The 22,573-nt window shown below is 71.4% G+C and carries 23 protein-coding genes; 10 read left to right on the top strand and 13 right to left on the bottom strand.

What is annotated here, in order from left to right:
* The first annotated feature begins 177 nt into the window (after positions 1 to 177).
* Positions 178 to 1,668, top strand: coding sequence for a hypothetical protein (locus tag ACFQ6S_RS09400; protein ID WP_383405455.1), 1,491 nt, complete (start codon positions 178 to 180; stop codon positions 1,666 to 1,668).
* 77 nt (positions 1,669 to 1,745) lie between these two features.
* Here ACFQ6S_RS09400 and ACFQ6S_RS09395 read toward each other — a convergent pair whose 3' ends face one another.
* Complete coding sequence (locus ACFQ6S_RS09395; protein ID WP_383405453.1) at positions 1,746 to 3,176, bottom strand: PP2C family protein-serine/threonine phosphatase; 1,431 nt, start codon at positions 3,174 to 3,176, stop codon at positions 1,746 to 1,748.
* Positions 3,177 to 3,608: 432 nt separating this feature from the next.
* Between ACFQ6S_RS09395 and ACFQ6S_RS09390 the strand changes: the two genes are divergently transcribed.
* Complete coding sequence (locus ACFQ6S_RS09390; RefSeq protein WP_383405451.1) at positions 3,609 to 4,022, top strand: SsgA family sporulation/cell division regulator; 414 nt, start codon at positions 3,609 to 3,611, stop codon at positions 4,020 to 4,022.
* Between the two features lie 46 nt (positions 4,023 to 4,068).
* Here ACFQ6S_RS09390 and ACFQ6S_RS09385 read toward each other — a convergent pair whose 3' ends face one another.
* Positions 4,069 to 5,166, bottom strand: coding sequence for a chemotaxis protein (locus ACFQ6S_RS09385; RefSeq protein WP_383405449.1), 1,098 nt, complete (start codon positions 5,164 to 5,166; stop codon positions 4,069 to 4,071).
* Between the two features lie 65 nt (positions 5,167 to 5,231).
* On the bottom strand, positions 5,232 to 6,815 hold the full coding sequence (locus tag ACFQ6S_RS09380) for an alpha/beta hydrolase (protein ID WP_383405447.1): 1,584 nt from the start codon (positions 6,813 to 6,815) through the stop codon (positions 5,232 to 5,234).
* A 266-nt stretch (positions 6,816 to 7,081) separates the two neighbouring features.
* Between ACFQ6S_RS09380 and ACFQ6S_RS09375 the strand changes: the two genes are divergently transcribed.
* Together ACFQ6S_RS09375 and ACFQ6S_RS09370 are read left to right on the top strand one after the other, a co-directional pair.
* A complete protein-coding gene (locus tag ACFQ6S_RS09375; protein ID WP_383405445.1) occupies positions 7,082 to 7,732 on the top strand; it encodes a chaplin family protein in 651 nt (216 codons plus the stop codon).
* Positions 7,733 to 7,973: 241 nt separating this feature from the next.
* Complete coding sequence (locus ACFQ6S_RS09370; protein WP_383405443.1) at positions 7,974 to 8,828, top strand: GNAT family N-acetyltransferase; 855 nt, start codon at positions 7,974 to 7,976, stop codon at positions 8,826 to 8,828.
* A gap of 52 nt (positions 8,829 to 8,880) precedes the next feature.
* Here ACFQ6S_RS09370 and ACFQ6S_RS09365 read toward each other — a convergent pair whose 3' ends face one another.
* Positions 8,881 to 9,366 (bottom strand): nucleoside deaminase, encoded by a 486-nt coding sequence (locus ACFQ6S_RS09365; RefSeq protein WP_383405442.1) that lies wholly within the window; start codon positions 9,364 to 9,366, stop codon positions 8,881 to 8,883.
* Between the two features lie 124 nt (positions 9,367 to 9,490).
* On the opposite strand from ACFQ6S_RS09365, the gene ACFQ6S_RS09360 reads away from it, so the two are divergent.
* Complete coding sequence (locus tag ACFQ6S_RS09360) at positions 9,491 to 10,267, top strand: GNAT family N-acetyltransferase (protein WP_383405440.1); 777 nt, start codon at positions 9,491 to 9,493, stop codon at positions 10,265 to 10,267.
* Between the two features lie 24 nt (positions 10,268 to 10,291).
* On the opposite strand, the gene ACFQ6S_RS09355 is transcribed toward ACFQ6S_RS09360, so the two are convergent.
* A complete protein-coding gene (locus ACFQ6S_RS09355) occupies positions 10,292 to 10,999 on the bottom strand; it encodes a TetR/AcrR family transcriptional regulator (protein WP_383405438.1) in 708 nt (235 codons plus the stop codon).
* 126 nt (positions 11,000 to 11,125) lie between these two features.
* Between ACFQ6S_RS09355 and ACFQ6S_RS09350 the strand changes: the two genes are divergently transcribed.
* Positions 11,126 to 12,085: an NAD-dependent epimerase/dehydratase family protein gene (locus tag ACFQ6S_RS09350; protein ID WP_383405436.1), complete on the top strand. Its 960-nt coding sequence runs from the start codon at positions 11,126 to 11,128 to the stop codon at positions 12,083 to 12,085.
* A 57-nt stretch (positions 12,086 to 12,142) separates the two neighbouring features.
* The gene (locus tag ACFQ6S_RS09345) at positions 12,143 to 13,087 is read left to right on the top strand and encodes an NAD-dependent epimerase/dehydratase family protein (protein ID WP_383405434.1); all 945 of its coding nucleotides are present in this window, start codon (positions 12,143 to 12,145) and stop codon (positions 13,085 to 13,087) included.
* 36 nt (positions 13,088 to 13,123) lie between these two features.
* Here the strand turns inward: ACFQ6S_RS09345 and ACFQ6S_RS09340 are convergent, their stop codons facing one another.
* The 3 genes from ACFQ6S_RS09340 to ACFQ6S_RS09330 all read right to left on the bottom strand — a co-directional run bounded on the left by ACFQ6S_RS09340 (position 13,124) and on the right by ACFQ6S_RS09330 (position 14,648).
* The gene (locus ACFQ6S_RS09340) at positions 13,124 to 13,387 is read right to left on the bottom strand and encodes a GlsB/YeaQ/YmgE family stress response membrane protein (protein ID WP_383405433.1); all 264 of its coding nucleotides are present in this window, start codon (positions 13,385 to 13,387) and stop codon (positions 13,124 to 13,126) included.
* Between the two features lie 70 nt (positions 13,388 to 13,457).
* Positions 13,458 to 14,015, bottom strand: a complete 558-nt coding sequence (locus tag ACFQ6S_RS09335) for an AAA family ATPase (RefSeq protein WP_383405431.1) — start codon at positions 14,013 to 14,015, stop codon at positions 13,458 to 13,460.
* 42 nt (positions 14,016 to 14,057) lie between these two features.
* Positions 14,058 to 14,648 carry a hypothetical protein gene (locus ACFQ6S_RS09330; RefSeq protein WP_383405429.1) on the bottom strand — a complete coding sequence of 197 codons (591 nt, stop codon included), beginning with the start codon at positions 14,646 to 14,648 and terminating at the stop codon, positions 14,058 to 14,060.
* A 199-nt stretch (positions 14,649 to 14,847) separates the two neighbouring features.
* Between ACFQ6S_RS09330 and ACFQ6S_RS09325 the strand changes: the two genes are divergently transcribed.
* Positions 14,848 to 15,615 (top strand): ArsR/SmtB family transcription factor, encoded by a 768-nt coding sequence (locus tag ACFQ6S_RS09325; protein WP_383406518.1) that lies wholly within the window; start codon positions 14,848 to 14,850, stop codon positions 15,613 to 15,615.
* A gap of 82 nt (positions 15,616 to 15,697) precedes the next feature.
* Here ACFQ6S_RS09325 and ACFQ6S_RS09320 read toward each other — a convergent pair whose 3' ends face one another.
* Both ACFQ6S_RS09320 and ACFQ6S_RS09315 read right to left on the bottom strand, forming a co-directional pair.
* A complete protein-coding gene (locus tag ACFQ6S_RS09320; protein ID WP_383405427.1) occupies positions 15,698 to 16,138 on the bottom strand; it encodes an SPW repeat protein in 441 nt (146 codons plus the stop codon).
* Between the two features lie 135 nt (positions 16,139 to 16,273).
* Complete coding sequence (locus ACFQ6S_RS09315) at positions 16,274 to 16,894, bottom strand: sigma-70 family RNA polymerase sigma factor (RefSeq protein ID WP_383405425.1); 621 nt, start codon at positions 16,892 to 16,894, stop codon at positions 16,274 to 16,276.
* A 98-nt stretch (positions 16,895 to 16,992) separates the two neighbouring features.
* Between ACFQ6S_RS09315 and ACFQ6S_RS09310 the strand changes: the two genes are divergently transcribed.
* Positions 16,993 to 18,039, top strand: a complete 1,047-nt coding sequence (locus ACFQ6S_RS09310) for a MerR family transcriptional regulator (protein WP_383405423.1) — start codon at positions 16,993 to 16,995, stop codon at positions 18,037 to 18,039.
* 24 nt (positions 18,040 to 18,063) lie between these two features.
* Here ACFQ6S_RS09310 and ACFQ6S_RS09305 read toward each other — a convergent pair whose 3' ends face one another.
* Together ACFQ6S_RS09305 and ACFQ6S_RS09300 are read right to left on the bottom strand one after the other, a co-directional pair.
* Positions 18,064 to 19,434 carry a cryptochrome/photolyase family protein gene (locus ACFQ6S_RS09305; protein ID WP_383405421.1) on the bottom strand — a complete coding sequence of 457 codons (1,371 nt, stop codon included), beginning with the start codon at positions 19,432 to 19,434 and terminating at the stop codon, positions 18,064 to 18,066.
* 64 nt (positions 19,435 to 19,498) lie between these two features.
* Positions 19,499 to 21,025, bottom strand: coding sequence for an SDR family oxidoreductase (locus tag ACFQ6S_RS09300; RefSeq protein WP_383405419.1), 1,527 nt, complete (start codon positions 21,023 to 21,025; stop codon positions 19,499 to 19,501).
* Positions 21,026 to 21,267: 242 nt separating this feature from the next.
* On the opposite strand from ACFQ6S_RS09300, the gene ACFQ6S_RS09295 reads away from it, so the two are divergent.
* Positions 21,268 to 21,435, top strand: coding sequence for a hypothetical protein (locus ACFQ6S_RS09295; RefSeq protein ID WP_383405417.1), 168 nt, complete (start codon positions 21,268 to 21,270; stop codon positions 21,433 to 21,435).
* Positions 21,436 to 21,459: 24 nt separating this feature from the next.
* On the opposite strand, the gene ACFQ6S_RS09290 is transcribed toward ACFQ6S_RS09295, so the two are convergent.
* On the bottom strand, positions 21,460 to 22,500 hold the full coding sequence (locus tag ACFQ6S_RS09290; RefSeq protein WP_383405415.1) for an acyl-CoA dehydrogenase family protein: 1,041 nt from the start codon (positions 22,498 to 22,500) through the stop codon (positions 21,460 to 21,462).
* Between the last annotated feature and the right edge of the window lie 73 nt (positions 22,501 to 22,573).

Below are 22,573 nucleotides of genomic sequence, written 5' to 3'. Positions count from 1 at the left end.
CCTGGGGAATGCACCAGCCGTAGCTGGAGGGCGACCGGGTCGGGGTGGCGCGTTCCTACCTGACACCCGATGCCCAGTGGCACACCATCTGGCGCACCCTGGCGAACCCTGGCGAATAGTCCCGAGGCAACTCTCACCGGGCTACTGTCAACTCAGCCGAGAACCTGGGGGCTTGATGTGAGCGGAGAACCCAACACCCGCCTGGCGGACCTGTTCGGCCTGGCCGGCTGGTCCAAGGGCGAACTCGCGAGGCTGGTCAACCGGCAGGCGGCGGCCATGGGCCACCCCCAGCTCTCGACCGACACCTCGCGGGTGCGGCGGTGGATCGACATGGGAGAGATCCCGCGCGATCCCGTGCCGCGGGTGCTGGCGGCTCTGTTCACCGAGCGTCTCGGCCGTGTCGTGACCATCGAGGACCTCGGTCTGGTCCGGCACGGGCGTACGGGGAAACGGCAGGACGGCGGGAGTGTGGAGCATCCCGACGGCGTGCCGTGGGCGCCCGAGCGGACTGCTGCGGTCCTCACCGAATTCACGGGAATGGACCTCATGCTCAACCGACGCGGCTTGGTGGGCGCGGGTGCCGCGCTCGCCGCGGGATCCGCACTCAGCGGCGCCATGCACGACTGGCTGCACTCCGACCCGGCCCTCAAGGCCGACGCCCCTCAGTTCGACGACCCCTTGCACGCCGACCCCGCTGGGTTCGACCGTTACGAGGCCGCCCCCATCGGATCGCAGGAGATCGAGGAGCTGGAGCGCTCGGTCGAGGTGTTCCGGGCCTGGGACGCGGCCCGCGGTGGCGGGCTGCAGCGCAAAGCGGTCGTGGGACAACTCAACGAGGTGGGCGGCATGCTCGCCTACCGTCACCCCGATCATCTGCAGCGGCGCCTGTGGGGCGTCGCCGCCAATCTCGCGGTGCTCGCGGGCTGGATGTCGCACGACGTCGGCCTGGAGCCCACGGCCCAGAAGTACTTCGTCATCGCCGCCCACGCGGCCCGGGAGGGCGGCGACCGGCCCCGCGCCGGGGAGGCGCTCTCCCGAGCGGCTCGCCAGATGGTGCACCTCGGCCGGCCCGACGACGCACTCGACCTGCTCAAACTCGCTCAGTCCGGCTCCGGGGACGAGGTGCTGCCGCGCACCAGGGCCATGTTCCACACCATCGAGGCCTGGGCGCAGGCGTCGATGGGCAAGGGCCAGGCCATGCGCCGCACCCTCGGCCGGGCGGAGGACCTCTTCGTCTCCGACCGGAGCGATGTGCCGCCACCGAGCTGGATGCAGACCTTCAAGGACGAGGATCTGTACGGCATGCAGGCTCTGGCCTACCGCACGCTGGCCGAGTTCGAGCCGACCGCGGCCGCGCACGCCCAGCACTACGCGGAGAAGGCCCTGGCCCTGCGCGTCGACGGGCGGGAGCGGTCGAAGATCTTCGACCATCTGTCCATGGCGTCCGCCTGCTTCATCGCGGACGACCCCGAACAGGCCGACCGCTACGCACGGCTGGCCCTGATGTCGATGGGCTCCAACTCGTCCGGCCGCACCTGGGACCGGCTCCGGCAGATGTACCGGCTCACCGCCGAGTACTCCGGCTACCCGAGGATCAACGAACTGCGGGAGGAGATCAGGTTGGCGCTGCCCAAGGCGAGGAAGCCGGGCGGCAGCGCATCGGCGTAGAACGACAGCGCCACAGCGCACGCAGATACGGCGCACAGCCACAGGGGGACTGTGCGGCTGACCGGATCCCGGACGCTCTAGGACGTCACCCTGGCCACGAGCACACAGGCGTCGTCCTCGCGCTCCCTGTCACCGAACTCGTCCACGATCAACCGTAGGCAATCCTGTGCCGCGCCCGCCCCATCGAGGCGGGGGCCCAGGTCCGACAACACCTGCATGGAGTCCGTCGCGCCGCGCCCCGGCACCAGTCCGTCGGTGTGCAGCACGAGCAGATCGCCCACCTCCAGGGTCTCCTCGGCCTGCGCGTAGACGGCGCCCGAGGTGGCACCGAGCAGGACACCGTCCGGTGCGTTCAGCCTGCGCCCCGTCCCGTCGCGGAACAGCAGCGGGGCGGGGTGTCCGGCCTGTGCCCAGGTCAGGGTGCGGGTGTCGGGCCGGTAGCGACAGCAGACGGCGCTGCCCAGGGCCGGCTGGACGGTGGCGTCGAGCAACTGGTTGAGCCAGGACATCAGTTGGCCCGGCTGGGTGCCGGCCATCGCCATGCCGCGTACGGCGCCGAGCAGGGTCGCCATGCCGGACGCGACGGCGACGCCGTGGCCGGTCAGGTCACCGACGCTCAACAGGGTCTGTCCGTCGGCCAGTTCGAGCACGTCGTACCAGTCGCCGCCGATCAGCGCGCCCGGCGGCGACGACAGCTGGTGGGCGGCGAGGTCGAGCGTCTCGGGGCCCTGGTGCGGGAGTCGCAGGGAGCCGCGCCACGGCGGCAGTACGGCCTCCTGCAACTCGACCGCGATCCGGTGCTCGGTCTGGGCCTGGTGCCGGTGGCGCTGGAGCGAGTCACGGGTCTCGCTGACCGCGCTACGGCATCGGCGCAGTTCGCTGACGTCCCGCAGCACGGCCCACATCGAGGCGGTGCTGCCGTCAGAGTCGAGCACGGGTTCGCCCATCATGTGCACGGTCCGCGCCTCGCCGTCCGGGCGGACGACCCGGAACTCCCCGTCGATGGGTTTGGCGTCGACCAGGCAGTCGGTGACCATCGAGGTCAGCTTCGGCCGGTCCTCGTCGAGCACCAGGGACGGCAGTTCGTCGAGGGTGAGCGGCGCCGCGGCGGGGTCGCGGCCCAGGATCTGGTAAAGCTCACCGGACCAACTGGCCTCGTCCGTCAGCAGGTTCCACTCCGCACTGCCGACCCGGCTGAGCAGTGAGCCACGCCGCGGAGCGGGCGGCTCGGCACGGTCGGGGAGCACGGCCGTGGGAGCCGGGGACACCAGCGGCGGGCCCTCCTGCAGCTGCCCGAGGTGGGTGTCGAGGTCGTCGAGCTGGTGCAGTGCGAGGTCGTAGAGTGCCCGCTGCCATCGTTCCTGCGGGTCCGAGGCGTCGCTCGGAGTGTCCCGCCGTACGGCGTCGACGTCGCCCTTGAGCCGCCGCGCCTGCGATATGAGCGCGTCGACCGAGCCGCGCCCTGGCGGCTGAGCGGCGGGGCGGTCCGCAGAGAGATGGGGCGGCATGACGCACTCCGATGCGGGACGGTACGACCAAGGCTGACGGTAGGACCGGTTACGACTGTTGCACAGCCCGCGACGCCCTGTAAGGGATTTGGCAACACCCGATGCGGTGGTGCGTGTGGCATATGCCAGAGTCTTCCCGGAGGGCTTGAGTCGTGCGATTGGCGTACGTCGTCGATGGTCTCAAGTCTTAGGTGGCGTACGGGATTTGATGGGCCATTGAGGCGATCGCACGGCCCTCATTCGTGTGTTCGACGGCCGGATGTTCTAGGGGTGGGGCCACGGTGGTGGTCGGTCGGCGGGTTGTGCTCGGTGGGTGTGATGCAGCTCACGAAATTGATGTGCCCTTCGGTGTAATGCAAACGGCGTCTGCGGGGTCGTAAAGGCACAGCGGCAAAAAACCGTCCGCCTTTCGACCCGCAGGGGAGACCGCCCATGGACATCGCCCTCGAGCAGCCCGCCCGCGCCCGCCTGATCACCGGCGAGGAGCGCGAGGTCCCCGTCCCCGCGAAGCTGCGGTACGCGTCCACGGACCCGCTGGCGGTGTACCTCGACTTCCCGGGCGAGGTCTCTCTCGACGGCCAGGGTGCCACCTGGACCTTCGCGCGCGGCCTGCTCGAGGCGGGGCTGCGCGGCCCGGCGGGGGACGGTGACGTGCACATCTGGCCGTGCGGCGAGGAGCGGACGGTCGTGGAGCTGCACTCGCCGTACGGCATGGCCCTGCTCCAGTTCGACACGTCCGCTCTCAGCCGGTTCCTGCTGCGCACGTACGCCGTCGTCGCGGCCGGTGAGGAGGATCTGGAGGCGGTCGTGGAGCGCGGTCTGAGCGCGCTCTTCGACGGAGTGTGACGAGGCAGGCAGGGGGCTGCCGCTGTGCCCCCTCGCCGCCCCGGCGTCAGAACCGCAGCACGCCCGCGATCCCACGGGCGTCGCTGAGTGTGCCGTCCGGTACGAAGCGGACCTCGGCGCCGGTCTCCAGGCACTGCTCGACGATCTCGTCCACGATGTCCTCGCGGGCGTCCAGTTCGTCGCTCCCGGCCGGGATCAGATGCTCGCCGTCCTCGCCGCGCACCGTCACCCGGTAGTTCTCCTCGACGGCCAGCAACCGGATCCGGCCCTCGCGGGCGCTGCGCCAGACCTCGTCCACACCGGCCGCGAACGACTTGCGGCCACGGGCGTTGACGAGTTCGCGTGTCACCGCGTCCGTGTGCGTGCGGTTCTCGGCGGTGATCCGTGGCTCGATCGCCTGCCACACCGCATCGCGGGTGCCGTGCGCGAGCCCGCCGTGCGGGATGTGCACGGCGTGCTTGCCGACGCCCCCGATCTCGTCGAGCAGCGACAGCGCCGCCTGCTCGCCGGTGACGTACAACGGCCGCGGATTGCGCCGGAGGATCGCGCTCAGGGCGGAGTCGGCGTCCTTGAGGAAGTGGCGGGTGCCCTCGTCGCGGAACGTGCTCGGTGTGTCGCCGATCCGCTCCTGACGCTCGGCGTCGAAGTTCTCTGCCTGCCGGGTCAGCGGGAAGCCGCCCGTGCGGGCCTCGGTGATGCGGTCCAGGCTGCCGTTCCACAGGGTGACGCGGTCGGCGGAGACCGACAGCACCCAGTACGGCCGCTCGGCGGCCTGCGCGGAGACCAGGTTGCGGGTCAGGAAGGTGTCCGAGAGCACCACGCGCTCGGGCACGGAACGGGCGAGCGACCACACCTGGTGCTCACCGGGGGCTGCGAAGATCACCAAGCCGTCCTCGGCGTAGGTGAGATCGACCTCGGCGAGGGCCTGGTCGAGCTGCCGCCCGACGTCCGCCCGTCGCTCACGGGTGACCGACGGATCGGCCTCCAGCTGCTTCTTGGCCGCGGCCACGACATTGCGCAGCCGGACCTGGTCCTGGGCCCGGTAGGGCTCTCGGCGATGCGTCGGCGTCAGCACGGACACGGCCGGATAAGGGCGCGGGCGCCGCAGCTCGGTGAGGGTGGTGGGACTGAGTGCGTGCTCCATAAGAGCACGATAGGACCGTTTCACCGATCGGGCATTAGGGGCAATCGCCTCACCCCTGCCCGGGTCTACCGATCGTCGTCGTCCGGCGCGCAGGAGCTGCCGTCGGGCGGCAGCGTGCCGTACAGCAGGAAGGCGTCGACCTTGCTGTGCACGCACTTGGAGGAGGCGTACCCGGTGTGGCCGCCGCCCTTGTTGTCCAGGACCACCGCGGAGGAACCGAGCCGCCGTGCCGTCTCCACGGTCCAGCGGTACGGCGTCGCCGGGTCGCCCCGGGTGCCCACGAGGAGCATCTTCGGCGTCTCGACGTCCTTGACGTCGTCGCGTATGAAGTCCGTGCCCTTGGGGCGGCCGTAGCACATCAGCACCCCGCTGAGCCGGTACGGCCCGAAGACGGGCGAGGCCCGGTCGTACTCGGCGCGCAGCCGGTCGAGGTTGTCCGCGATCTGCTTGCCCGTGGGCCGGTCGGGGTCGTCGGCGCAGTTGATCGCCATCAGTGCCGCGGGCATGTTGTCGAGGGGGACGTCCTGCTCGTCGACGAGACCGCCGTCGGGGTCGTCGGTCTCCTCCCGGCGCGAGGGGGCGGCACCGCCGGCCGCGAAGGTCTCGATGGCGTGTGTGTCGCCGTCCTCCACCAGCGAGGCCAGGGCCCGCTCCAGGGAGGGCCACAACTCCTCGCTGTAGAGCGCCTGTCCGATGGCGCCGACCAGGTCCTGGCCGGTGAACGGCTCGCCGAAGGCCGTCGGGACCGGGTCCTCGTCCAGCGAGTCGACGAGCTGTACGACCTGCTTGCGTGCCTCGCGCGCGTCCTGCCCGAACGGACAGGCGATGTCCTTCACACACCAGTTGATGAACTCCTCCAGCGCCTTCTGCTGCCCCTGGGCGCCCGCGACCCCCTGCTCGGTCAGCGGCTCGGTCAGCGTGTCCACGCCGTCGAGCACCAACCGGCCGACCTTGTCCGGGAACTGGGCGGCGTAGACCGCGCCCAGTCGCGTTCCGTATGAGAAGCCCAGGTAGTTGAGCTTGTCGTCGCCGAGGGCCTGGCGCATCACGTCCATGTCGCGCGAGGCGTTGACCGTGCCTATGTAGGGAAGCACGGGACCGGAGTGGCGGGCGCAGGCCGCTGCCGCCTTCCTCAACTGCGCGAGGACGGCCTGCGGATCACGGCTGATCTCGTTGCCGTCGTCCGGCATGTCGATGTTCTCCTCGCCGTCCCCGCAGCTGACCGGGGAGGACCTGCCGACACCGCGCGGATCGAAGGTCACGATGTCGTAGTTGTCCGTCAGCTCCATGAAGTCCTTGCCGCCGGCCATGAACTCGGGGACGCCGGGCCCGCCCGGACCGCCGAAGTTGAGCAGCACCGAGCCCCGCTTCTCGCCGGTGGCCCGGTAGCGGGCGAGCGCGAGATCGAGGCTGCCCTTGCGTGGGTGCGCGTAGTCGAGGGGAACGGTGACCTTGCCGCACTGGAGATCCTTCGGCAGCCCCTCGCCCGGACACTTGGCCCAGGCAACCTTTTGCTCGTAGAAACGGGTCAGGTCGGGCTCGGGGTCGTCGGTGGCCGTCGACAGGCCTGTGCCGACCAGCGCAAGGCCCATCGCGCCGGTGACCGCGCAGCGCCGCAGCGTGAGCCGCGTTGACAGCTTGGCCAGCATCGATGCCTCCAGGACGCCCCTCGCGGACCGGGAATCGGCGTCCCGATCACGATAAGCGGGCCCTGGAGGGCACGCCTCCCGAGCGGGATCGTCGGGGCTGCCGTACTCTGCGCCCCTTGCATTCCTATCGGGCGTTTTTGCCACTAGTTCGACAAACGTGCCACTCGATGGGGTGAAAGGCCGATAAGCCATAACTCTAATGGTTCGTCTGCGTTTTATCCGGTGCGGGCGAGTGCCCGTGACCAAGTCTGGAAGGCAGGGAACCTATGAGACGGGTTACCCGAAACGGTGTGATCGCCTTCGCCGCCTCGGGCGCGATGGCTGTGACGGTACCGGCGTACGCCGATTCCGCGGCGGACGGTTCCGCGGCCGACTCGCCCGGGCTGCTGTCCGGCAACACCATTCAGGTCCCGCTGCACGTCCCGGTGAACGTGTGCGGGAACACCGTGAACGTGGTGGGGCTGCTCAACCCGGCCGTGGGCAACAAGTGCACCAACGAGGACGGTGGGGCCAAGAAGAAGAGCGTCCCGTCGCACGGCGGGGCATCGGCCGAGGGGAGCGGAAAGGATTCGCCGGGCGTCGGGTCCGGCAATGTGGTGGAGCTCCCGGTTCACCTCCCGGTGAACGTCAGCGGTAACAGCGTGAACGTGGTCGGCGTCGGCAACGCGGCGATCGGCAACGAGTCGGTGAACGGCCCCGGCAAGCAGCCGCCCCGCACCACGCGGCCCGCTCCGAAGCCGACGCCACGGGCGCATCACCCGCGGCCGGCGCCGCCCGCGCACGTGCCGCACGGGCCCGGGGCCGCCCTCGCCCAGACCGGAGCGGACCAGACGGTCCCCGCCGTCGTGGGCGCCACGGCCCTCCTCCTGGGCGGTGCCGTCCTGTACCGCCGCTCCCGTCCGAAGGCGGTGCGCTGACCCCGTCGCGCAAGCGGTACGGCAGGCCCCACCGGGCAGATGAGCGGTGGGGCCTTTGTCGTACGGCGTCAGCGTCGTACGACGTCGCACGACGTGCGGTGAACATCCGTGCGGCGGCTCACCCGCCGAGCGCGTCATCGGCTTGATCATGCCGTGACGCCCTCCGCGGTGATCCGCGAGGATGCTGCGTGCGCGGTCGCTCACCGCGTGTGCGGAATCCCCCACGGAACGGAGCGCATCCATGGCCTCTCTGGCCCCCGAGGACCTCGTCATCACACAGGCCGGCATCGACGACTGGCCGGTCGTCCGGGGATGGGCCGTCGACGAGGGCTGGAACCCGGGGCTCGCGGACAGCGCGGCCTTCTTCGCGCAGGACCCCGAGGGCTTCTTCATCGGCCGGATCGACGGCGAGCCCGTCTCGGCGATCTCCGTCGTCACCTACGGCTCCGACTACGCGTTCCTGGGCTGGTACCTGGTCCGCCCCGACGCACGCGGCCGCGGCCACGGCCTCGCCACCTGGAAGGCAGCGCTGGCGCACGCGGAGAACCGCACGGTGGGGCTCGACGGGGTCGTCGCCCAGCAGGACAACTACGCCCGGTCCGGCTTCGAACTCGCCCACCGCACGTTCCGGTACACCGGCACCGCACCCGCGGTCGAGGCACCGGCGGGCGTCCGGACGGTACGGCCCGAGGACGTCGAGGACCTCACCGCGTACGACAGCGCCTGTACGCCCGCCGACCGCCCCCGCTTCCTCACCCGCTGGCTGACCGCTCCCGGGCACCATGCCGTCGTCCGCCGCGCCGGCCACCGTGTCACCGGCTACGGCGTGATCCGCCCCGGCCACGACTGCCCGCGCATCGGCCCGCTCTTCGCGGACACCGCCGAGGACGCCCGAGCCGTATTCGCCGCCCTGACCGCCGACGCGGCCGGCCGCGAGGTCGCCGTCGACGTGCCCGAGAACAACCCGGCCGGTGTCGCCCTCGCCGAGGAGGCCGGCTTCACGCCCTCCTTCGAGACGGCGCGCATGTACACGGGCCCGGTACGGCCGTACGCCCATGACCGCGTCTTCGGCGTCACCACGCTGGAACTCGGCTAGCGGGGCCCGGACCGCCGCTGCCCGGGCCGTACGCCGTCCAGGGCGCGGCCCGTCAGCCGGCGCGCCGGTGGAACCGGAAGTGCAGCGCCCGGATGTCCTCCGTCAGCTCGGGCACCGGACCCTCCACGGCCACGCCCGGCGCGACGTCCTGGATCGGCAGTGGCCGTACCGGCGCGGCGGGTACCCCCAACTCGTCCAGCCATCCGACGAGTTGCTGCGAGGACGCGACGTACACGATGCGCCCCAGGCCCACCCACGCGTGCGCGGCCGCACACATCGGGCAGTGCTCGCCGGAGGTGTACACGGTCGCGGCGGCCCGCTCCTCGGGCGACATATGGGCGGCCGACCAGCGTGCCAGCTCGAACTCGGGGTGCCGGGTGCGGTCGCCCGAGGCCACTCGGTTGTGGTCCTCGGCGAGCACCTCACCTTCCGCTCCCACCAGCACCGACCCGAACGGCTCGTCCCCGGCCTCCAGCGCCTCTGCCGCCAACGCGACGCAGCGGCGCAGGTGCGGCAGTTCGGTGTCCTTAACGACCATGGCGTACGGCCCTCCTCACGGCACGGATCTCCCTGCGCACCCCATCTTCGCCGACGCGTGGACGGAGGGCCGGGCGGGCCGAAAAGGGCTTGTGCCGGCGGCATCATGGTGCTGGAGTGAGCCCATGGATCATGCCGGGGTGCTAGCCCTCTTCGACCGGGACATGCGGGAGGGTGCGCGGCCGGACGGCCCCGACGCCCTGGTCGAGCGGGTGGGCGGGGTCGCGCGCCAGGTGGCGCCGGCGCACGGCTGGAACGGCGTCGTGTGGTCCGACCTGGACGAGGCGAGCGCCGACGCGGCGATAGCCGAACAGATCGCCCACTTCTCCGGGCTCGGGCTCGAGTTCGAGTGGAAGCTCTACGGCCACGACCTCCCGGTGGACCTCGGACAGCGGCTCAGGGACGCGGGCTTCACGCCCCAGCCCGAGGAGACCCTGATGATCGGCGAGGCCGCCGACCTGGACCTGGACGCGGAGCCGCCGGACGGTATCCGTCTCCTCCCCGTGACCGACCGGGCCGGCGTCGACCTGGTCGCGCAGGTCCACGAGAAGGCCTTCGGCACCGACGCCTCCCGGTTCCGGCACCAGTTGCTCGCCCAGCTCACGGCCGACGCGGACATGGTGGTCGCGGTCGTCGCCCTGGCCGGTGACATCCCGGTGAGCGCGGCTCGGATGGAACTGGTGCCGGGGACGCGCTTCGCCGGGCTGTGGGGCGGCGGGACCGTCGAGGAGTGGCGGGGCCGGGGCATCTACCGCGCGCTGGTCGCCCATCGCGGCCGTGCCGCCGTGGCCCGTGGCTACCGGTATCTCCAGGTCGACGCCATGAGCACGAGCCGCCCCATCCTGGAACGGCTCGGCTTCGAACCACTGACCACCACCACGCCGTACGTGTACACGCCGTAGGCGCCGAGACGCCCGGCGCGCCGCTCAGCCGAGCCCGAACGCGTCCGCCAGCGAGTCGATCTGTGCTGTGAGCAGCGTGCCCCCGTCATGGCCCATGCCCTCGAACTGGCCCGACACCTCCAGCCCGATCGCCCCGTGCATATGGGACCAGGCGAACACGGAACCGGCCAGAGCCGCGCCCTCCGCCGTCGCGGCCACCTGCCCGCGCACCCATTGCGACACCGCCGCGTCCCGCTGCGCCCAGGCCGTCATCTGCTCCACCACCGGCAGCACCGCCGCCGACGGCTCGGCCGCTTCGAAGGCCGGCAGGAACGGCCCGAGCACCGCCCGCGCGCTGTCGACCGTGTCCGCAGGCGCGGTGTAGCCCGGCACCGGTGTGCCCTCGATGAGCAGATAGCGGTGCGGCTGCTCCACCGCCCAGTCCCGGCAGGCCGCCGCGAGGGACCGCAGCCGCGCCCGCGGTGACGTGTTCGGCGCCAGGGTGCCGGCCGTCGCCGTGACGGCCGCCGCGAGGTCGGCGTAGGCGTCCCGGATGAGCTCCGTCAGCAGTGCGTCACGGGAGTCGAAGTAGCGGTAGAGGGCGGGACCCGAGAGCCCCACTTCCTTGGCGATCCGGGTGAGTGCCACTCCGTCCGTACCGCCCTCGGCCAGTTGCCGGAGGGCGATCTCCTTGATCTCCGCGCGGGTCTGCTCGCGATATCGCGCTCTCGGGGTCTGCGCACTGCTGGTCACGACGGCTCCTCCTGGGTCTCGCGACACACCTTAACGAAAGTCCGGTACTCCCACTCTTGCTATGCACCATCGTAAGAGTTACGGTATCTAATATAAGCGAGAACAAGTAACCGAGATGGAGTCATCATGAACGCCTGCACCGACCACACCCGCTCCCTGCACGCCGTACTCGGCTCGGGCCCCGCCGGGACCGCTCTGGCCCGGGAGCTCGTCCGCCGCGGACACCCGGTGCGTCTCGTCGACCGCAAGGGCGACGGCCCCGCGCTCGACGGAGTGGAGCGGCTCGGCGCCGATGTGAGCACGGCGGAGGGGGCGCGGGCCGCCACGGCCGGAGCCGCCGTCGTCTACCACGCGGTCAACGTCGGCTATCACCTCCAGGTCGAGGTGATGCCCCGCATCACGGAGGCGATCCTGGGTGCGGTGGAGGCCTCCGGTGCGCGACTGGTCGTACTCGACACGCTCTACCCCTACGGCGAGACCGGGGGAGCGGTGATGACCGAGGACTCCCCGTGGAACGCGACCAGCCGCAAGGGGCGGATGCGTGCCGAGCTGGACGAGAAGTACCTGGCGGCGCACCGCGAGGGCCGGGCCCGGGTGGTCCTCGCCCGCTCCGCCGACTTCGTCGGACCCGGCGTGCTGAACTCCTCACTCGGCGGGGCCGCCTTCCCGGGCGCCCTGACCGGCGGGGATGTCCTGGGACTCGGTGACATCGACCTGCCGCACAGCTACACCAATATCGAGGACGTGGCCGCGGGTCTCGCCACCCTCGGCGAGCGTCCGGAGGGTGACGGCCGGGTCTGGCATCTGCCGACCGTGCCGGCCGTCAGCACCCGCGAGATCCACGCGATGATCGAGAAGCGGGTGGGCAGGGCGCTGAACGTCGTGGTCCTGCCCGAGCCCCGGCCCTTCGGCCCGTTCGACGAGGAGTTCATGGCCGAGTACGGCGAGATGTTCTACCAGCACACCGAGCCCCAGATCGTGGACTCCTCCGCCTTCGAGCAGGCCTTCGGCGTCAGCCCCACCCCGCTCGCGGACACCCTCGACGCCACCGTCGCCTGGTACGAGCAGCTGCTCGCGGGGCGCTGAAGGGACTCTCCGACGCGCGGATGTCACATCCGTGCCCGGCAGATTCGTCGCAGGTTCATGACGACGAACCACAGTGACGACAAAGGCCGGGGCCGGACGATCCTCCTCGCGGGTGCCGGCGGTGTCCTCGGCCGGCACATCACCCGCTCCCTGACCGAGGCGGGCCACAAGGTCATCGGCCTCGGTCGCGGCCCGCGCAACGACATCCAGGCCGACCTGATGGACCGCGACGCCCTGCTGCGTGCGCTCGACGGCCATCACTTCGACACGGTGATCCACGCCGCGACCGCACTGCGCAGGCCGCCCATGCGCCACCGCGACATGCACGCCACCAACGCGCTGCGCACCGCCGGAACCGCCCACCTCGTGGAGGCCGCGCAGACCGTCGGTGCCCGGCGACTCGTGGCCGAGTCGATGGTCTTCGGATACGGCTATGGCGACCACGGCGATCATGTGATCACCGAGGACGCCCCCTTCGGCCCACACGGCCGCTCCTCAGAACTGGAAAGGCACATCGCGGCGATGCGGACCAAGGAACAACTCGCCTTCGGTGCACCGGGAATGGAGGGCATCGCACTCCGCTTCGGCCTGTTCTACGGCCCCGGCGGCACCGACGCCCTGCTGCCCCTGCTGCGCAGGCGGCAACTGGCCGTCCCCGCCGACCACGGACGCGTCCTGCCCTGGATCGAGCTCACCGACGCCGCGCGGGCGGTCGTCGCTGCCGTCGAACGCGGGCGGCCCGGCCAGGCGTACAACATCGCCGACCGGACTCCGACGGGGTTCGGGACCCATGTCCGGTGCGTGGCCGAGGAGTTCGGGCTGCCGAAGCCGATGACCGTACCGCTGTGGCTGATGCGGCCCATGTCGTACGCGCACACGATGATGTCGACGACGCTGCGCGTGTCCACGGCGAAGGCGGAACGGGAACTCGGCTGGGTGCCCGCGCACGCGGCGGTCCGCGACGGCCTCGCCGTGATGCGGGCCGCCGCGGAACTCACCTGATCGGCGCGCTGTCGTCCCGTCCTGCCTGTCGCTGTGTCAGCGGCGCGCCTTCGTCCGGTCCAGTGCGGCGACGCCCAGTGCGGCGAGGCCGATCTGGATGAGCCACTCGATCCAGTCGACGCCGTCGGTGTCCCCCACGTCGAGACCGGCCGCGATCGCCGAACCGATCAGCGCGGCCACGATGCCGACGAGGATCGTCAACAGGACGCCGATGCGCTGACGACCCGGAACCACGAGTCGTCCCAGTACACCAATGATGATGCCGATCACGATGGCACTGATGATGCCCGAGATCTCCATTTCGACCCTCTTCCTCCTGTCCCCGCAGTAGTCCAAGTTCCCCGTGGAGACAGGGACAGTCCGTTCCGCTTCAACCGCCGTTCGACGCGGCCCCGTCGACGCCCCACCCGGTGGCGGCCACGAGCTCCGCGGCGATGGCGATCACCGTGCGGCCGTCGGTTGCCACGCGCAGCACGTCCGCGGGTGCTCGCTCGTCCAGGAGCCGTGCCTTGCGCGCGCTGCCCCTGACCTCGTGCGCCAACTCGGAGCCCAGTTCGCGCCCGGTCAGCCGCTGTTCGGCCGTCTCGTCGGTGGCGGTCAGCAGAACCCGTAGGAACCGTGCGTCTTCGCCGAGGGCCCGGCGGAACAGGGGCGTGGCCTCGTCGAGCACGCTCACGGTGTTCGTATAGACGAGCCGCCGGTATCCGAGCTCGGCGTAATTCCCCCACACGGCGGCCAGGTTGCGCGCGGTGATGCCGGCCCGGTGCGCGTCGTCCGGCGGCGCCGGATGGACGGCTCCCATGAAGTCGCCGTCGATCACCGCGTGCGCGACCCGTGCGGCCCGCAGCCGGGCCGAAACCTCCCAGGCGACCGTGGTCTTCCCGACCCCGGCCCGTCCCCCGATGAGCAGTACCTCCACCTGATCCATACGGGCAGCGTGCCCCAAAGGGCGCGCGAAGTGCCGTCGCCGTCAGCGTTTTTCGTCGACCCAGGAGGTCAACCGGCCGTCCGGGTGCAGGGCGACACGCAACCCGTTGTTCCCGCCGTACGCGGCGTGGCCGTCGGCGAGAAGCGTGTCGAGGCGTGTGCCGTCGGCGAAGACGTCGGCCTCGTAGTGGTCGTCGGTGATCCGGTAGATCTTGGCCGTCGACGCCCCGTCCGCCAGCGTCGACGTGCCGATCAGGACCCGCTGCGGTTGCGGCTCGGCGCGCTCGACCCAGGACGTGACCTTTCCGTTTGGCCGGAGGGTGATGTGCAGTCCGTTGTGCTGGGCGTATGTCGGCATGCCCTGGGTGTAGAGGGTCCCGTAGCGCATGCCCTTGGCCCAGATCTCCGCCTCGTAGCGGTTCTCTCCGGTCTTGAAGACCTTCGCCCGGCTGACCTTGTCCGCGAGCCCGACTGTGGTGACGTACACGCGCTTGGCCTTGGAGTGCTCGGCGGCGGGCGGGACGGTCGTGGCTGTGGGTGTGTGGGCGGCGAAGGCGCCGGCGGCCGAGACGCCCAGCGCGGCGGTGACGCCGGCGGCTAGGAGGGCGGTGCGGAGGGTGCGGGGGGCACGCATCAGTGAGTCGCTTCCTTCGGTGGGGTTCGTTCCGACGCGTTCGAAGCTACGGACCGTCCATCAAGGGCTCCCACACGTCATGTAACAGTCTTTTGTCATCTATCGGTTGAAAGGGGTAAAGCCGGATGAAGCACTCTCGATTGACATGCAGGTAATTGCCTGCATAACGTTGAGTGTGCGATCAGACAGCGACCCCGCGATGGACAAGGTCTTCAAGGCACTGGCCGACGAGACGCGCAGACGGCTCCTGGACCGGCTGCACGAGGACAACGGGCAGACGCTGGGGGAGCTGTGCGCGCGGATCGACATGGCGCGCCAGTCGGTTACCCAGCATCTGGCCGTCCTGGAGGCCGCCAACCTGGTCAGCACGGTGCGGCGGGGGCGGGAGAAGCTGCACTACCTCAATCCGGTCCCGCTCCACGAGATCCAGGAGCGGTGGATCGACAAGTTCGAGCGCCCGCGCCTGCGCGTGCTCGGGGCCGTGAAACGACGAGCCGAGGAAGCCATGACCGACAAGCCCACATTCGTCTACGTCACCTACATCGAGAGCACGCCCGAGAGGGTCTGGGACGCACTCACCGACGCCGACCTGACCGCCGCCTACTGGGGCCACAGCAACGTCTCGGACTGGCGGCCCGGCTCCCGCTGGGAACACGTCCGCACCGACGGCTCGGGCGTCGCCGACGTGGTCGGCACCGTCGTGGAGAGCGAGCGGCCGACCCGTCTGGTCACCACCTGGGCGGCACCGGAGGAGGAGGGGCAGGAGGACAAGTACTCCCGGGTCACGTTCGACATCCAGCAGCATGCCGAGATCGTCCGGCTCACCGTGACCCACGAGGACCTGGCGGACGAGAGCGCGCGTGCCGACGTGTCGTCCGGCTGGCCGGCCGTACTGTCCAACCTCAAGTCGCTCCTGGAGACCGGCCATGTACTGCCTCAGGAGCCGTGGTTGATGCCGACCCGCTGAACGGTGTCACCGACGGGCGGACGCGAGAAGGCCGGTCCGCGCAGGTGCGGACCGGCCTCGGTGTCTGCCTCTCCCGCGTGCGCTACGGCCTCGGGGTGCTCTTGGCCACCGTCCCGGCGCACATCAGCCCCAGGATCACGGCCAGCGCGCCGATGATGATGTTGTTCACGACGACACCGGCGTCCGGGCTGTCCCCGACCACCCACGGGGCGATGATCATCCACACGCCCATCGCGCAGAAGGCCCAGCTCAGGCCATACATGCGCTCAGGAGCCCGGGTGAACCCCAGGGCCAGCAGGCCGATCGCGATCCCCATGATCAGGTTGTGGGTCACGAGCGCGGGCTGGCTCGTCGTGTAGTGGAGTATCCACGGGGACACGGCGCAGTACAGACCGAGCAGGAACACCGGTCCGTCCAAGAGCGTCACATCACGACCGCCGAGCATGCGGGCGTAGCGGTCCCGCATTTCGGATACATCGGGGTGGCTGGTTATGTCACCTCTGGTGGGCGAGACGTTGGCCATGACTCGTCTCCTTTGACTCGCAGGCCTGACCGCTGCTGGTGCGGTGTGCGGTAAGCGCCGCCTTCGCCCATTCTGCGCTTATTTTTTCTTTATGTGTAGAGGTGGGAGGTGTGTGCGGATGCGTCGAGGTGCCTCTCAGGCCTCCTCCACATCCTGCCGGAGACGGTGATGCAGACGATGCAGCCCGCGCCGCGCGTGGCTCTTGACCGTCCCCAGCGGCCAGCCGGTGCGTTCGGCGATCTGGGTCTGGGTCAGGTCCTCGTAGAAGGTCAGCCGAAGTACCCGTTGCTGTGCGGCCGGAAGCCCGGCGAGCGCGTCGCTGACGAGAATGCGGTCCAGAGCGGCCTCGGCGAACCGGTCGCTGTCTGCGTCGGCGGGGGAGAGGCGGGTGCCGGCGGAGGCGACGAGGTCACTGCGTCGGGTCCGCGCGGACAGTGCGTCGGCGATCTTGCGCCGGGTGATGCCCGCGATCCATCCGGCGATCGTGCCGCGCTCCGGCCGGTAGCCGCGCCTGCCCCGCCACACGCCGAGGAAGACCTGCTGAGTGACGTCCTCAGCCTCTTTGGCGTCGCCCAACGCGCGCCAGGCGAGCGTGTGCACAAGGGGCGACCAGCGTCGGTACACGGCGGCCAGAGACGCCTCGTCGCCGGTGACCAGGCCCCGCTCCAGCTCTTCCGCACCGGTCGGCGACGGGGCCGGACCGGTGGACGAAGGGGTCGAGGGGGCGGAGGGAGCGGCGCTCGGTGACGGTGTCATCCCGGAGGCTCCTCTCCTGCCGCGGTGGTGACGCCATCGTGTGAAACGGGGCGAAAGGGCGGCAACATGCATCGTTTGTGCGTCGTATCGTCGGGCCCATGGAGGAGAACGCGAGCAGGGCGCACGCCGAGGCACGTTCGGAGGCGGCCTCCCGGGACGCGCGGGCAGGACTCACGACCGGCGCGCTGGCCCGCAGGCTCGGGGTGGCACCCACCACGCTGCGTTCCTGGGACCGCAGGTACGGCATCGGCCCGGAGGTCCGCGGCGCCGGCCGGCACCGGAGGTGGACCCCGCAGGACGTCGCCGTGCTGGAGGCGATGTGCCGGCTGACGTCCGCGGGAGTACCGCCCGCCGAGGCGGCTCGCACCGCGCGGCGGGGAACGGCGGGCGCCACGCCCGACGCCGGCGTCCCTTCGGGCACGAAGGCGGCACCGACGGGCGGATCCCGGACCCGAGCCGGCGGCACGCTCCCCCTGGGCGATGTGCGCCAGGAGTGCCGGGGACTGGCCCGGGCCGCGGTGCGGCTCGACGCGCCCGCCATGGAGCAGCAGTTGGCCTCGGCGGTGGAGGACCACGGCCTCGTCGTCGCCTGGCAGGAGGTAATGGTGCCGACGCTGCACGCGGTGGGCCGCAAGTGGGCTTCGTCCGGCGACCGTTACGTCGAGGTGGAGCACCTGCTCTCCTGGCACGTGTCCGGCGCACTCCGTCGGCACACCCGCCCCCTGGCGGCACCGGTCACCGCCCCCGCTCCGGGACCGACACTGCTGGCCTGCGTACCCGGCGAGCAGCACAGCCTGCCGCTCGAGGCGCTCAACGCCGGGTTGTGCGAACTGGGCCTGCCCACCCGGATGTTCGGCGGTGCCGTCCCCATGGAGGCGCTCACGGCGGCGGTGACGCGGATCGGCCCGACGGCCGTCGCGTTGTGGGCCCAGAGCCGGTCGGCCGCGAGCCTGCCGCTGGCCCGGCACATCGCCGGCGCGCAGTGGGGCGTACGAGGCGCCCGTGGCCGCCCCGTGGTGCTGCTGGGCGGCCCCGGCTGGCTGGGGCGCCCGGGAACGGGGATGCTGCGGCCCACCTCGCTGACGGAGGCGCTGGACATGCTGTCGGGGCTGTACGCCGACGGGGCGCCCGCAGGCTCGTGGTGAGGCCGGGCCGACGGCGGCCGGTCCTCACCGCCCGCGGGCCTGCTTGAAGCGAGCCAGCCCGTCGGACAGGTCGACGATCGGATCCGGGTAGTCGAGCGCGGCTCGGTCGTCGTCCGGCAGCCGCCACGGCTCGTGCACCGCGCGCCCCTCGACTTCCGCCAACTCCGGCACCCAGCGCCGGACATAGCCGCCGTCGGGGTCGTGGCGCCTGGCCTGGGTGACCGGGTTCAGCACACGGTTGGGCCGGGTGTCGGTGCCGGTCCCGGCCACCCACTGCCAGTTGAGCTGGTTGTTGGCGACGTCGCCGTCGACCAGTAGGTCCAGGAAGTGCCGTGCGCCGACCCGCCAGTCGACGTACAGGGTCTTGGCGAGGAAGCTCGCCGTCAGCAGGCGGCCGCGGTTGTGCATCCAGCCCTCGTGCCGCAGCTGGCGCATCGCGGCGTCGATGACCGGATAGCCCGTGCGGCCCTCCTTCCACGCCGCGATGTCGTCGCGCGCCTCCCGTTCGGACCGCCAACGGTCGTGCCGGGTGCGGTAGTCGACGGTTGCCGCGTCCGGGCGGGAGGCGAGGACCTGCCGATGGAAGTCGCGCCAGGCGAGCTGCCGTACGAAGGCCTCGGCACCCGGCCCACCGGCCCGGCGCGCGCGGTGGACGAGCTCGACCGGGGAGAGGGTCCCGAAGTGCAGGTGCGGCGAGAGACGGGAGGTGGCGTCGCCGGCGAGGTCGTCATGGCGCTCCTCGTAGGAGGACACCGGGCCGCGCAGCCAGGCGGTGAGCCGTTTGCGGCCCTCCCGCTCGCCGCCGGTGGCGAGCCCCTCCGACAGTCCCGAAAGCCCGTCGCGGGACGGCAGCGGCTCGGACCCGACGCCTTCGGGGACCCGAACCGTGCGCGGCGCGGCGAGCGCCTCCCGGACCAGCTCGTCGGACCAGCGGCGGAAGTACGGCGTGAAGACCGCGAAGTGGTCCGAGCCGGCCGGCGTCACCGCACCGGGAGCGACGGCGGTCGTCACGGTGTCGTGGACGTGCAGCCGTACCCCGTCCGCCTCCAGGGCGCTCCGCAGCCGTGCCTCGCGCCGCTGGGCGTGGGCGCTGACGTCGGACGCCATGTGCACCTCGTCGGCGTCCGCCTCGACGACCACCTTGCACACCTGGTCGACGAGGTCGCCCTCGCGCACGATCAGCCGCCCGCCCCGCTCGAGCAGACCGGCGTCCAGGTCCTGCAGACAGTCGGCGAGGAAGGCCAGCCGGTTGGGTACGGCGAACCCGGCGTCGTCCACCGCACGGTCCCGCACGAACAGCGGGACCGTGCGCTCGGTGCCGTCGAGGGCCGCGCGGAGCGGCGGGTGGTCGTGCAGGCGCAGATCGGACGTGAACAGGACGACGGAGATGCTCATGTCGTGTACTCCGTGAAGTCGGGGACGGCGTCCGCTCCCCGGTCGGTGCGGGAGGGCGGGAAGGTCAGGGAACGGGGGTGCGGCCCGGTGCGGGGGCGGGCGTACTCGCCGCGGCCAGGGCGATGTTGCGGGCCATGCCGCCGAACACGACCGCGTGGAAAGGGGAGACGCTCCACCAGTAGGCCTGGCCGAGCAGACCGTGGGGATGGAAGAGGGCGCGCTGCCGGTACCGGGTGTGGCCGTCGTCGTCGGTGAGGACACGCATCTCCAGCCACGCCAGCCCCGGCAGCCGCATCTCGGCGCGCAGCCGCAGCAGCCGGCCGGGCTCGATCGCCTCGACCCGCCAGAAGTCCAGCGAGTCACCGACCCGCAGCCGGGACGCGTCGCGGCGGCCCCGGCGCAGGCCCACCCCGCCCGCCAGCCGGTCCAGCCGGCCGCGCACCGCCCACGCCAGCGGGAAGGAGTACCAGCCGTTCTCGCCGCCGATCCCCTCGATCACCCGCCACAGCGCCTCGGGCGAGGCGTCGACCCGACGCTCCCGGTGATCGGCGTAGAGACTTCCGCCCGCCCAGTCCGGGTCGGTCGGCAGGGGGTCGCTCGGGGCGCCGGGCACGGAGGCCGACGACCAGCGGGTCGTCACCCGCGCCTCCCGCACCCGCCGCAGGGCCAGCCCCACCGCCTCGTCGAAGCCGATCGGATGCCCCGGCGGGTCCGGCACGTACCGGGCGATGTCGTGCTCGCGGCAGACCACCTCGTGGCGCAGGGACTCGGTGAGCGGCCGCGCGATGGAGGAGGGGACCGGCGTGACCAGGCCGACCCAGAGGCTGGAGAGGCCGGGGGTGAGGACCGGCACCGCAAGGATGACCCGGCGGGGCAGCCCGGCGATCTCCGCGTAGCGGACCATCATCTCCCGGTACGTGAGCACGTCCGGCCCGCCGATGTCGAAGGTCCGGTTGACGTCGTGGGCCATCCGGGCGCTGCCGACGAGGGCGCGCAGCACGTCCCGGACCGCCACGGGCTGGATGCGGGTGTGCACCCAGCCGGGGGTGACCATCACGGGCAGACGTTCGGTCAGATAGCGCAGCATTTCGAAGGAGGCGGAGCCCGAGCCGATGATGACGGCCGCCCGCAGGACGGTGGTCGGCACCCCGGAGCCGAGCAGGATCCGGCCGACCTCGGCGCGCGAGCGCAGATGCGGGGAGAGCGCGTGCTCGGGCACATCGGCGGGGGTGAGGCCGCCGAGGTAGACGATCCGGCGCACACCCGCGGCCCGTGCCTGATCGGCGAAGGTCCGCGCCGCTCTGCGGTCGGTCTCCTCGAAGTCCTTCCCTGAGCCCAGGGCGTGCACCAGGTAGTACGCCACGTCGATGCCGTCGAGGGCCCGGCGGACGGACGCGGCCTCGGTGACGTCCCCGCGCACCACCTCGGCGTCCTCGGCCCAGGGATGGTCGCGCAGCCGGTCGGGGGAGCGGGCCAGACAGCGCACCCGGTGTCCCGCGTCCAGCAGCTCGGGCACGAGGCGCCCGCCGATGTATCCCGTGGCGCCGGTCACCAGGCACCGCAGTTCCTCACGCACCTCGTCCTGCTCCATCTGGCTCGATCCTCACGTGTCGGAGTCCCCTGGTGATCACTTCCCCGTCCGGGTGCGTTTCGGATGCGGTGCGCAGGCGGTCACACTCCCGGAAGGAATCGGCGGGTCCGCGGGGTGAGCGCGTGGGCGCACGGCCGGAAAGGTGAAGCCGTACATGCCCGCGCCGATGGCGGGCAGGCGGAATGTAGGAGACGAGTGGTCGACGGGCGAGCCGAAGTCCGATTCTGGAGGTGTCTGACGCTATGGGCGCGAAGGTGTTGGAGCGGTTTTCCGCGGGAGCTCCGCGTGGATCGTGGCCGGCCGAGGAGTACGCCGCCGAGTGCCGCGCCCAGGGTGAGGCGGCGACCGTCGTGATGGACCTGAAGTCGGACGCCTTCCTCGTCGTGGTCCCGACGCGCGACGAGGACTGAACGCGCTTCCAGGGCATGTCCGACCTAGGACGCCTGGGTCACCAGCACGTCCAGATGAGCCCCGCGCGACTCCGCGGTCTGGCCCTGCACCAGCAGGAACAGGGCTTCCCGTGCCAGGCGTTGTGCCCGGCCGGTCAGCGACAGCGACCGGCCGCCGCCGGCCACCACCCCGGCGGTGGTGGCCGTACGCATCAGCTCGGCCGCCCGGATGCGCAGCGTCAGGCGCTGCGCCATGCGTTCGCTCGTCGGGGGAAGGTCGGCCAACTCATAGGCCCTGCCGCGAATCTCCTCCAGGCGGGAGCGCAGGGGGTCCGCGGTCTCACCGGCCAGCGGGGCGAGAGCCGCCTCGGTGATCCCGAACACGGCCGGGGAGGCGTCGACCGTCTTGGCACGGTCGGTGGCGGCCCACTCCTCGTAGGGCTTGCGCAGCGCGACGGCTTCCTCCGGCAGCCACAGTCCGTCCAGCTCCAGCGACACCGTGCGGGACGCGGTGAGCGCCGCGAGACGCATCGGCTCCGAGGCACGCAGCCCCGGCTGCTCCCGGGCCTCGGTGAAGGCGAAGACCACCTCGCCGCCGTCCGTGACACCGGCGAGCAGCATCACATCGTTCAGCCCCCAGCCGGTGTACCAGGGCACCGTCCCGTCGAACCGCCACCCGTCGCGCATCCGGGCGACGCGCACGGGTGTGCGCGGATACGACCGCAGGTGCGCGTACGCCACTCCCGACAGCAGTTCGCCGCGCGCCAGCGGACCCAGCAGCCGTTCCCGCACCGGGCCCTCGCTCCGGGTCAGCGTGGCGACCGGGGTGTGGTGCTGCGTCTGCACGAACCAGGTCGAGCAGCATGCCCCGGCCAGGATCTCCGCCGTCCGCCGGGCCACCGCCGCGGGCGCCGCCCATCCGCCGTACGTCTCCGGTGCGCTCACCCCGAGCAGTCCCGAGCCCTTGATCGCGTCGATGTGGCTGGTGGGCACGCCCTCCTGATCGACGCGTTCGGCCAGCGGGGCGAGCAGATCGTGCGCGAGGCGGTGGGCGCGGGCGACGAGGGGATGGTCCTTGATGGTCATGGACGAAATTCTTCCGGGGCGTGCGTGCGGGGTGTCGATTCCGGGGTGTGTCGTTCGTGTAGGAGGTGAGAGC

It is taken from the genome of Streptomyces sp. NPDC056479, assembly GCF_042795335.1.
Classification (GTDB): Bacteria; Actinomycetota; Actinomycetes; order Streptomycetales; family Streptomycetaceae; genus Streptomyces.
The sequence above is the reverse complement of the archived record's forward strand: the minus strand, read 5'-3'. Positions and strand labels throughout refer to the sequence as shown.

Excerpts from the sequence above, each read along its gene's own strand:
- ACFQ6S_RS09395 (WP_383405453.1), bottom strand. The coding sequence starts at position 3,176 with ATGCCGCCCCATCTCTCTGCGGACCGCCCCGCCGCTCAGCCGCCAGGG.
- ACFQ6S_RS09390 (WP_383405451.1), top strand. The coding sequence starts at position 3,609 with ATGGACATCGCCCTCGAGCAGCCCGCCCGCGCCCGCCTGATCACCGGC.
- ACFQ6S_RS09385 (WP_383405449.1), bottom strand. The coding sequence starts at position 5,166 with ATGGAGCACGCACTCAGTCCCACCACCCTCACCGAGCTGCGGCGCCCG.
- ACFQ6S_RS09380 (WP_383405447.1), bottom strand. The coding sequence starts at position 6,815 with ATGCTGGCCAAGCTGTCAACGCGGCTCACGCTGCGGCGCTGCGCGGTC.
- ACFQ6S_RS09375 (WP_383405445.1), top strand. The coding sequence starts at position 7,082 with ATGAGACGGGTTACCCGAAACGGTGTGATCGCCTTCGCCGCCTCGGGC.
- ACFQ6S_RS09370 (WP_383405443.1), top strand. The coding sequence starts at position 7,974 with ATGGCCTCTCTGGCCCCCGAGGACCTCGTCATCACACAGGCCGGCATC.
- ACFQ6S_RS09365 (WP_383405442.1), bottom strand. The coding sequence starts at position 9,366 with ATGGTCGTTAAGGACACCGAACTGCCGCACCTGCGCCGCTGCGTCGCG.
- ACFQ6S_RS09360 (WP_383405440.1), top strand. The coding sequence starts at position 9,491 with ATGGATCATGCCGGGGTGCTAGCCCTCTTCGACCGGGACATGCGGGAG.
- ACFQ6S_RS09350 (WP_383405436.1), top strand. The coding sequence starts at position 11,126 with ATGAACGCCTGCACCGACCACACCCGCTCCCTGCACGCCGTACTCGGC.
- ACFQ6S_RS09345 (WP_383405434.1), top strand. The coding sequence starts at position 12,143 with ATGACGACGAACCACAGTGACGACAAAGGCCGGGGCCGGACGATCCTC.
- ACFQ6S_RS09340 (WP_383405433.1), bottom strand. The coding sequence starts at position 13,387 with ATGGAGATCTCGGGCATCATCAGTGCCATCGTGATCGGCATCATCATT.
- ACFQ6S_RS09335 (WP_383405431.1), bottom strand. The coding sequence starts at position 14,015 with ATGGATCAGGTGGAGGTACTGCTCATCGGGGGACGGGCCGGGGTCGGG.
- ACFQ6S_RS09330 (WP_383405429.1), bottom strand. The coding sequence starts at position 14,648 with ATGCGTGCCCCCCGCACCCTCCGCACCGCCCTCCTAGCCGCCGGCGTC.
- ACFQ6S_RS09325 (WP_383406518.1), top strand. The coding sequence starts at position 14,848 with ATGGACAAGGTCTTCAAGGCACTGGCCGACGAGACGCGCAGACGGCTC.
- ACFQ6S_RS09320 (WP_383405427.1), bottom strand. The coding sequence starts at position 16,138 with ATGGCCAACGTCTCGCCCACCAGAGGTGACATAACCAGCCACCCCGAT.
- ACFQ6S_RS09315 (WP_383405425.1), bottom strand. The coding sequence starts at position 16,894 with ATGACACCGTCACCGAGCGCCGCTCCCTCCGCCCCCTCGACCCCTTCG.
- ACFQ6S_RS09310 (WP_383405423.1), top strand. The coding sequence starts at position 16,993 with ATGGAGGAGAACGCGAGCAGGGCGCACGCCGAGGCACGTTCGGAGGCG.
- ACFQ6S_RS09305 (WP_383405421.1), bottom strand. The coding sequence starts at position 19,434 with ATGAGCATCTCCGTCGTCCTGTTCACGTCCGATCTGCGCCTGCACGAC.
- ACFQ6S_RS09300 (WP_383405419.1), bottom strand. The coding sequence starts at position 21,025 with ATGGAGCAGGACGAGGTGCGTGAGGAACTGCGGTGCCTGGTGACCGGC.
- ACFQ6S_RS09295 (WP_383405417.1), top strand. The coding sequence starts at position 21,268 with ATGGGCGCGAAGGTGTTGGAGCGGTTTTCCGCGGGAGCTCCGCGTGGA.
- ACFQ6S_RS09290 (WP_383405415.1), bottom strand. The coding sequence starts at position 22,500 with ATGACCATCAAGGACCATCCCCTCGTCGCCCGCGCCCACCGCCTCGCG.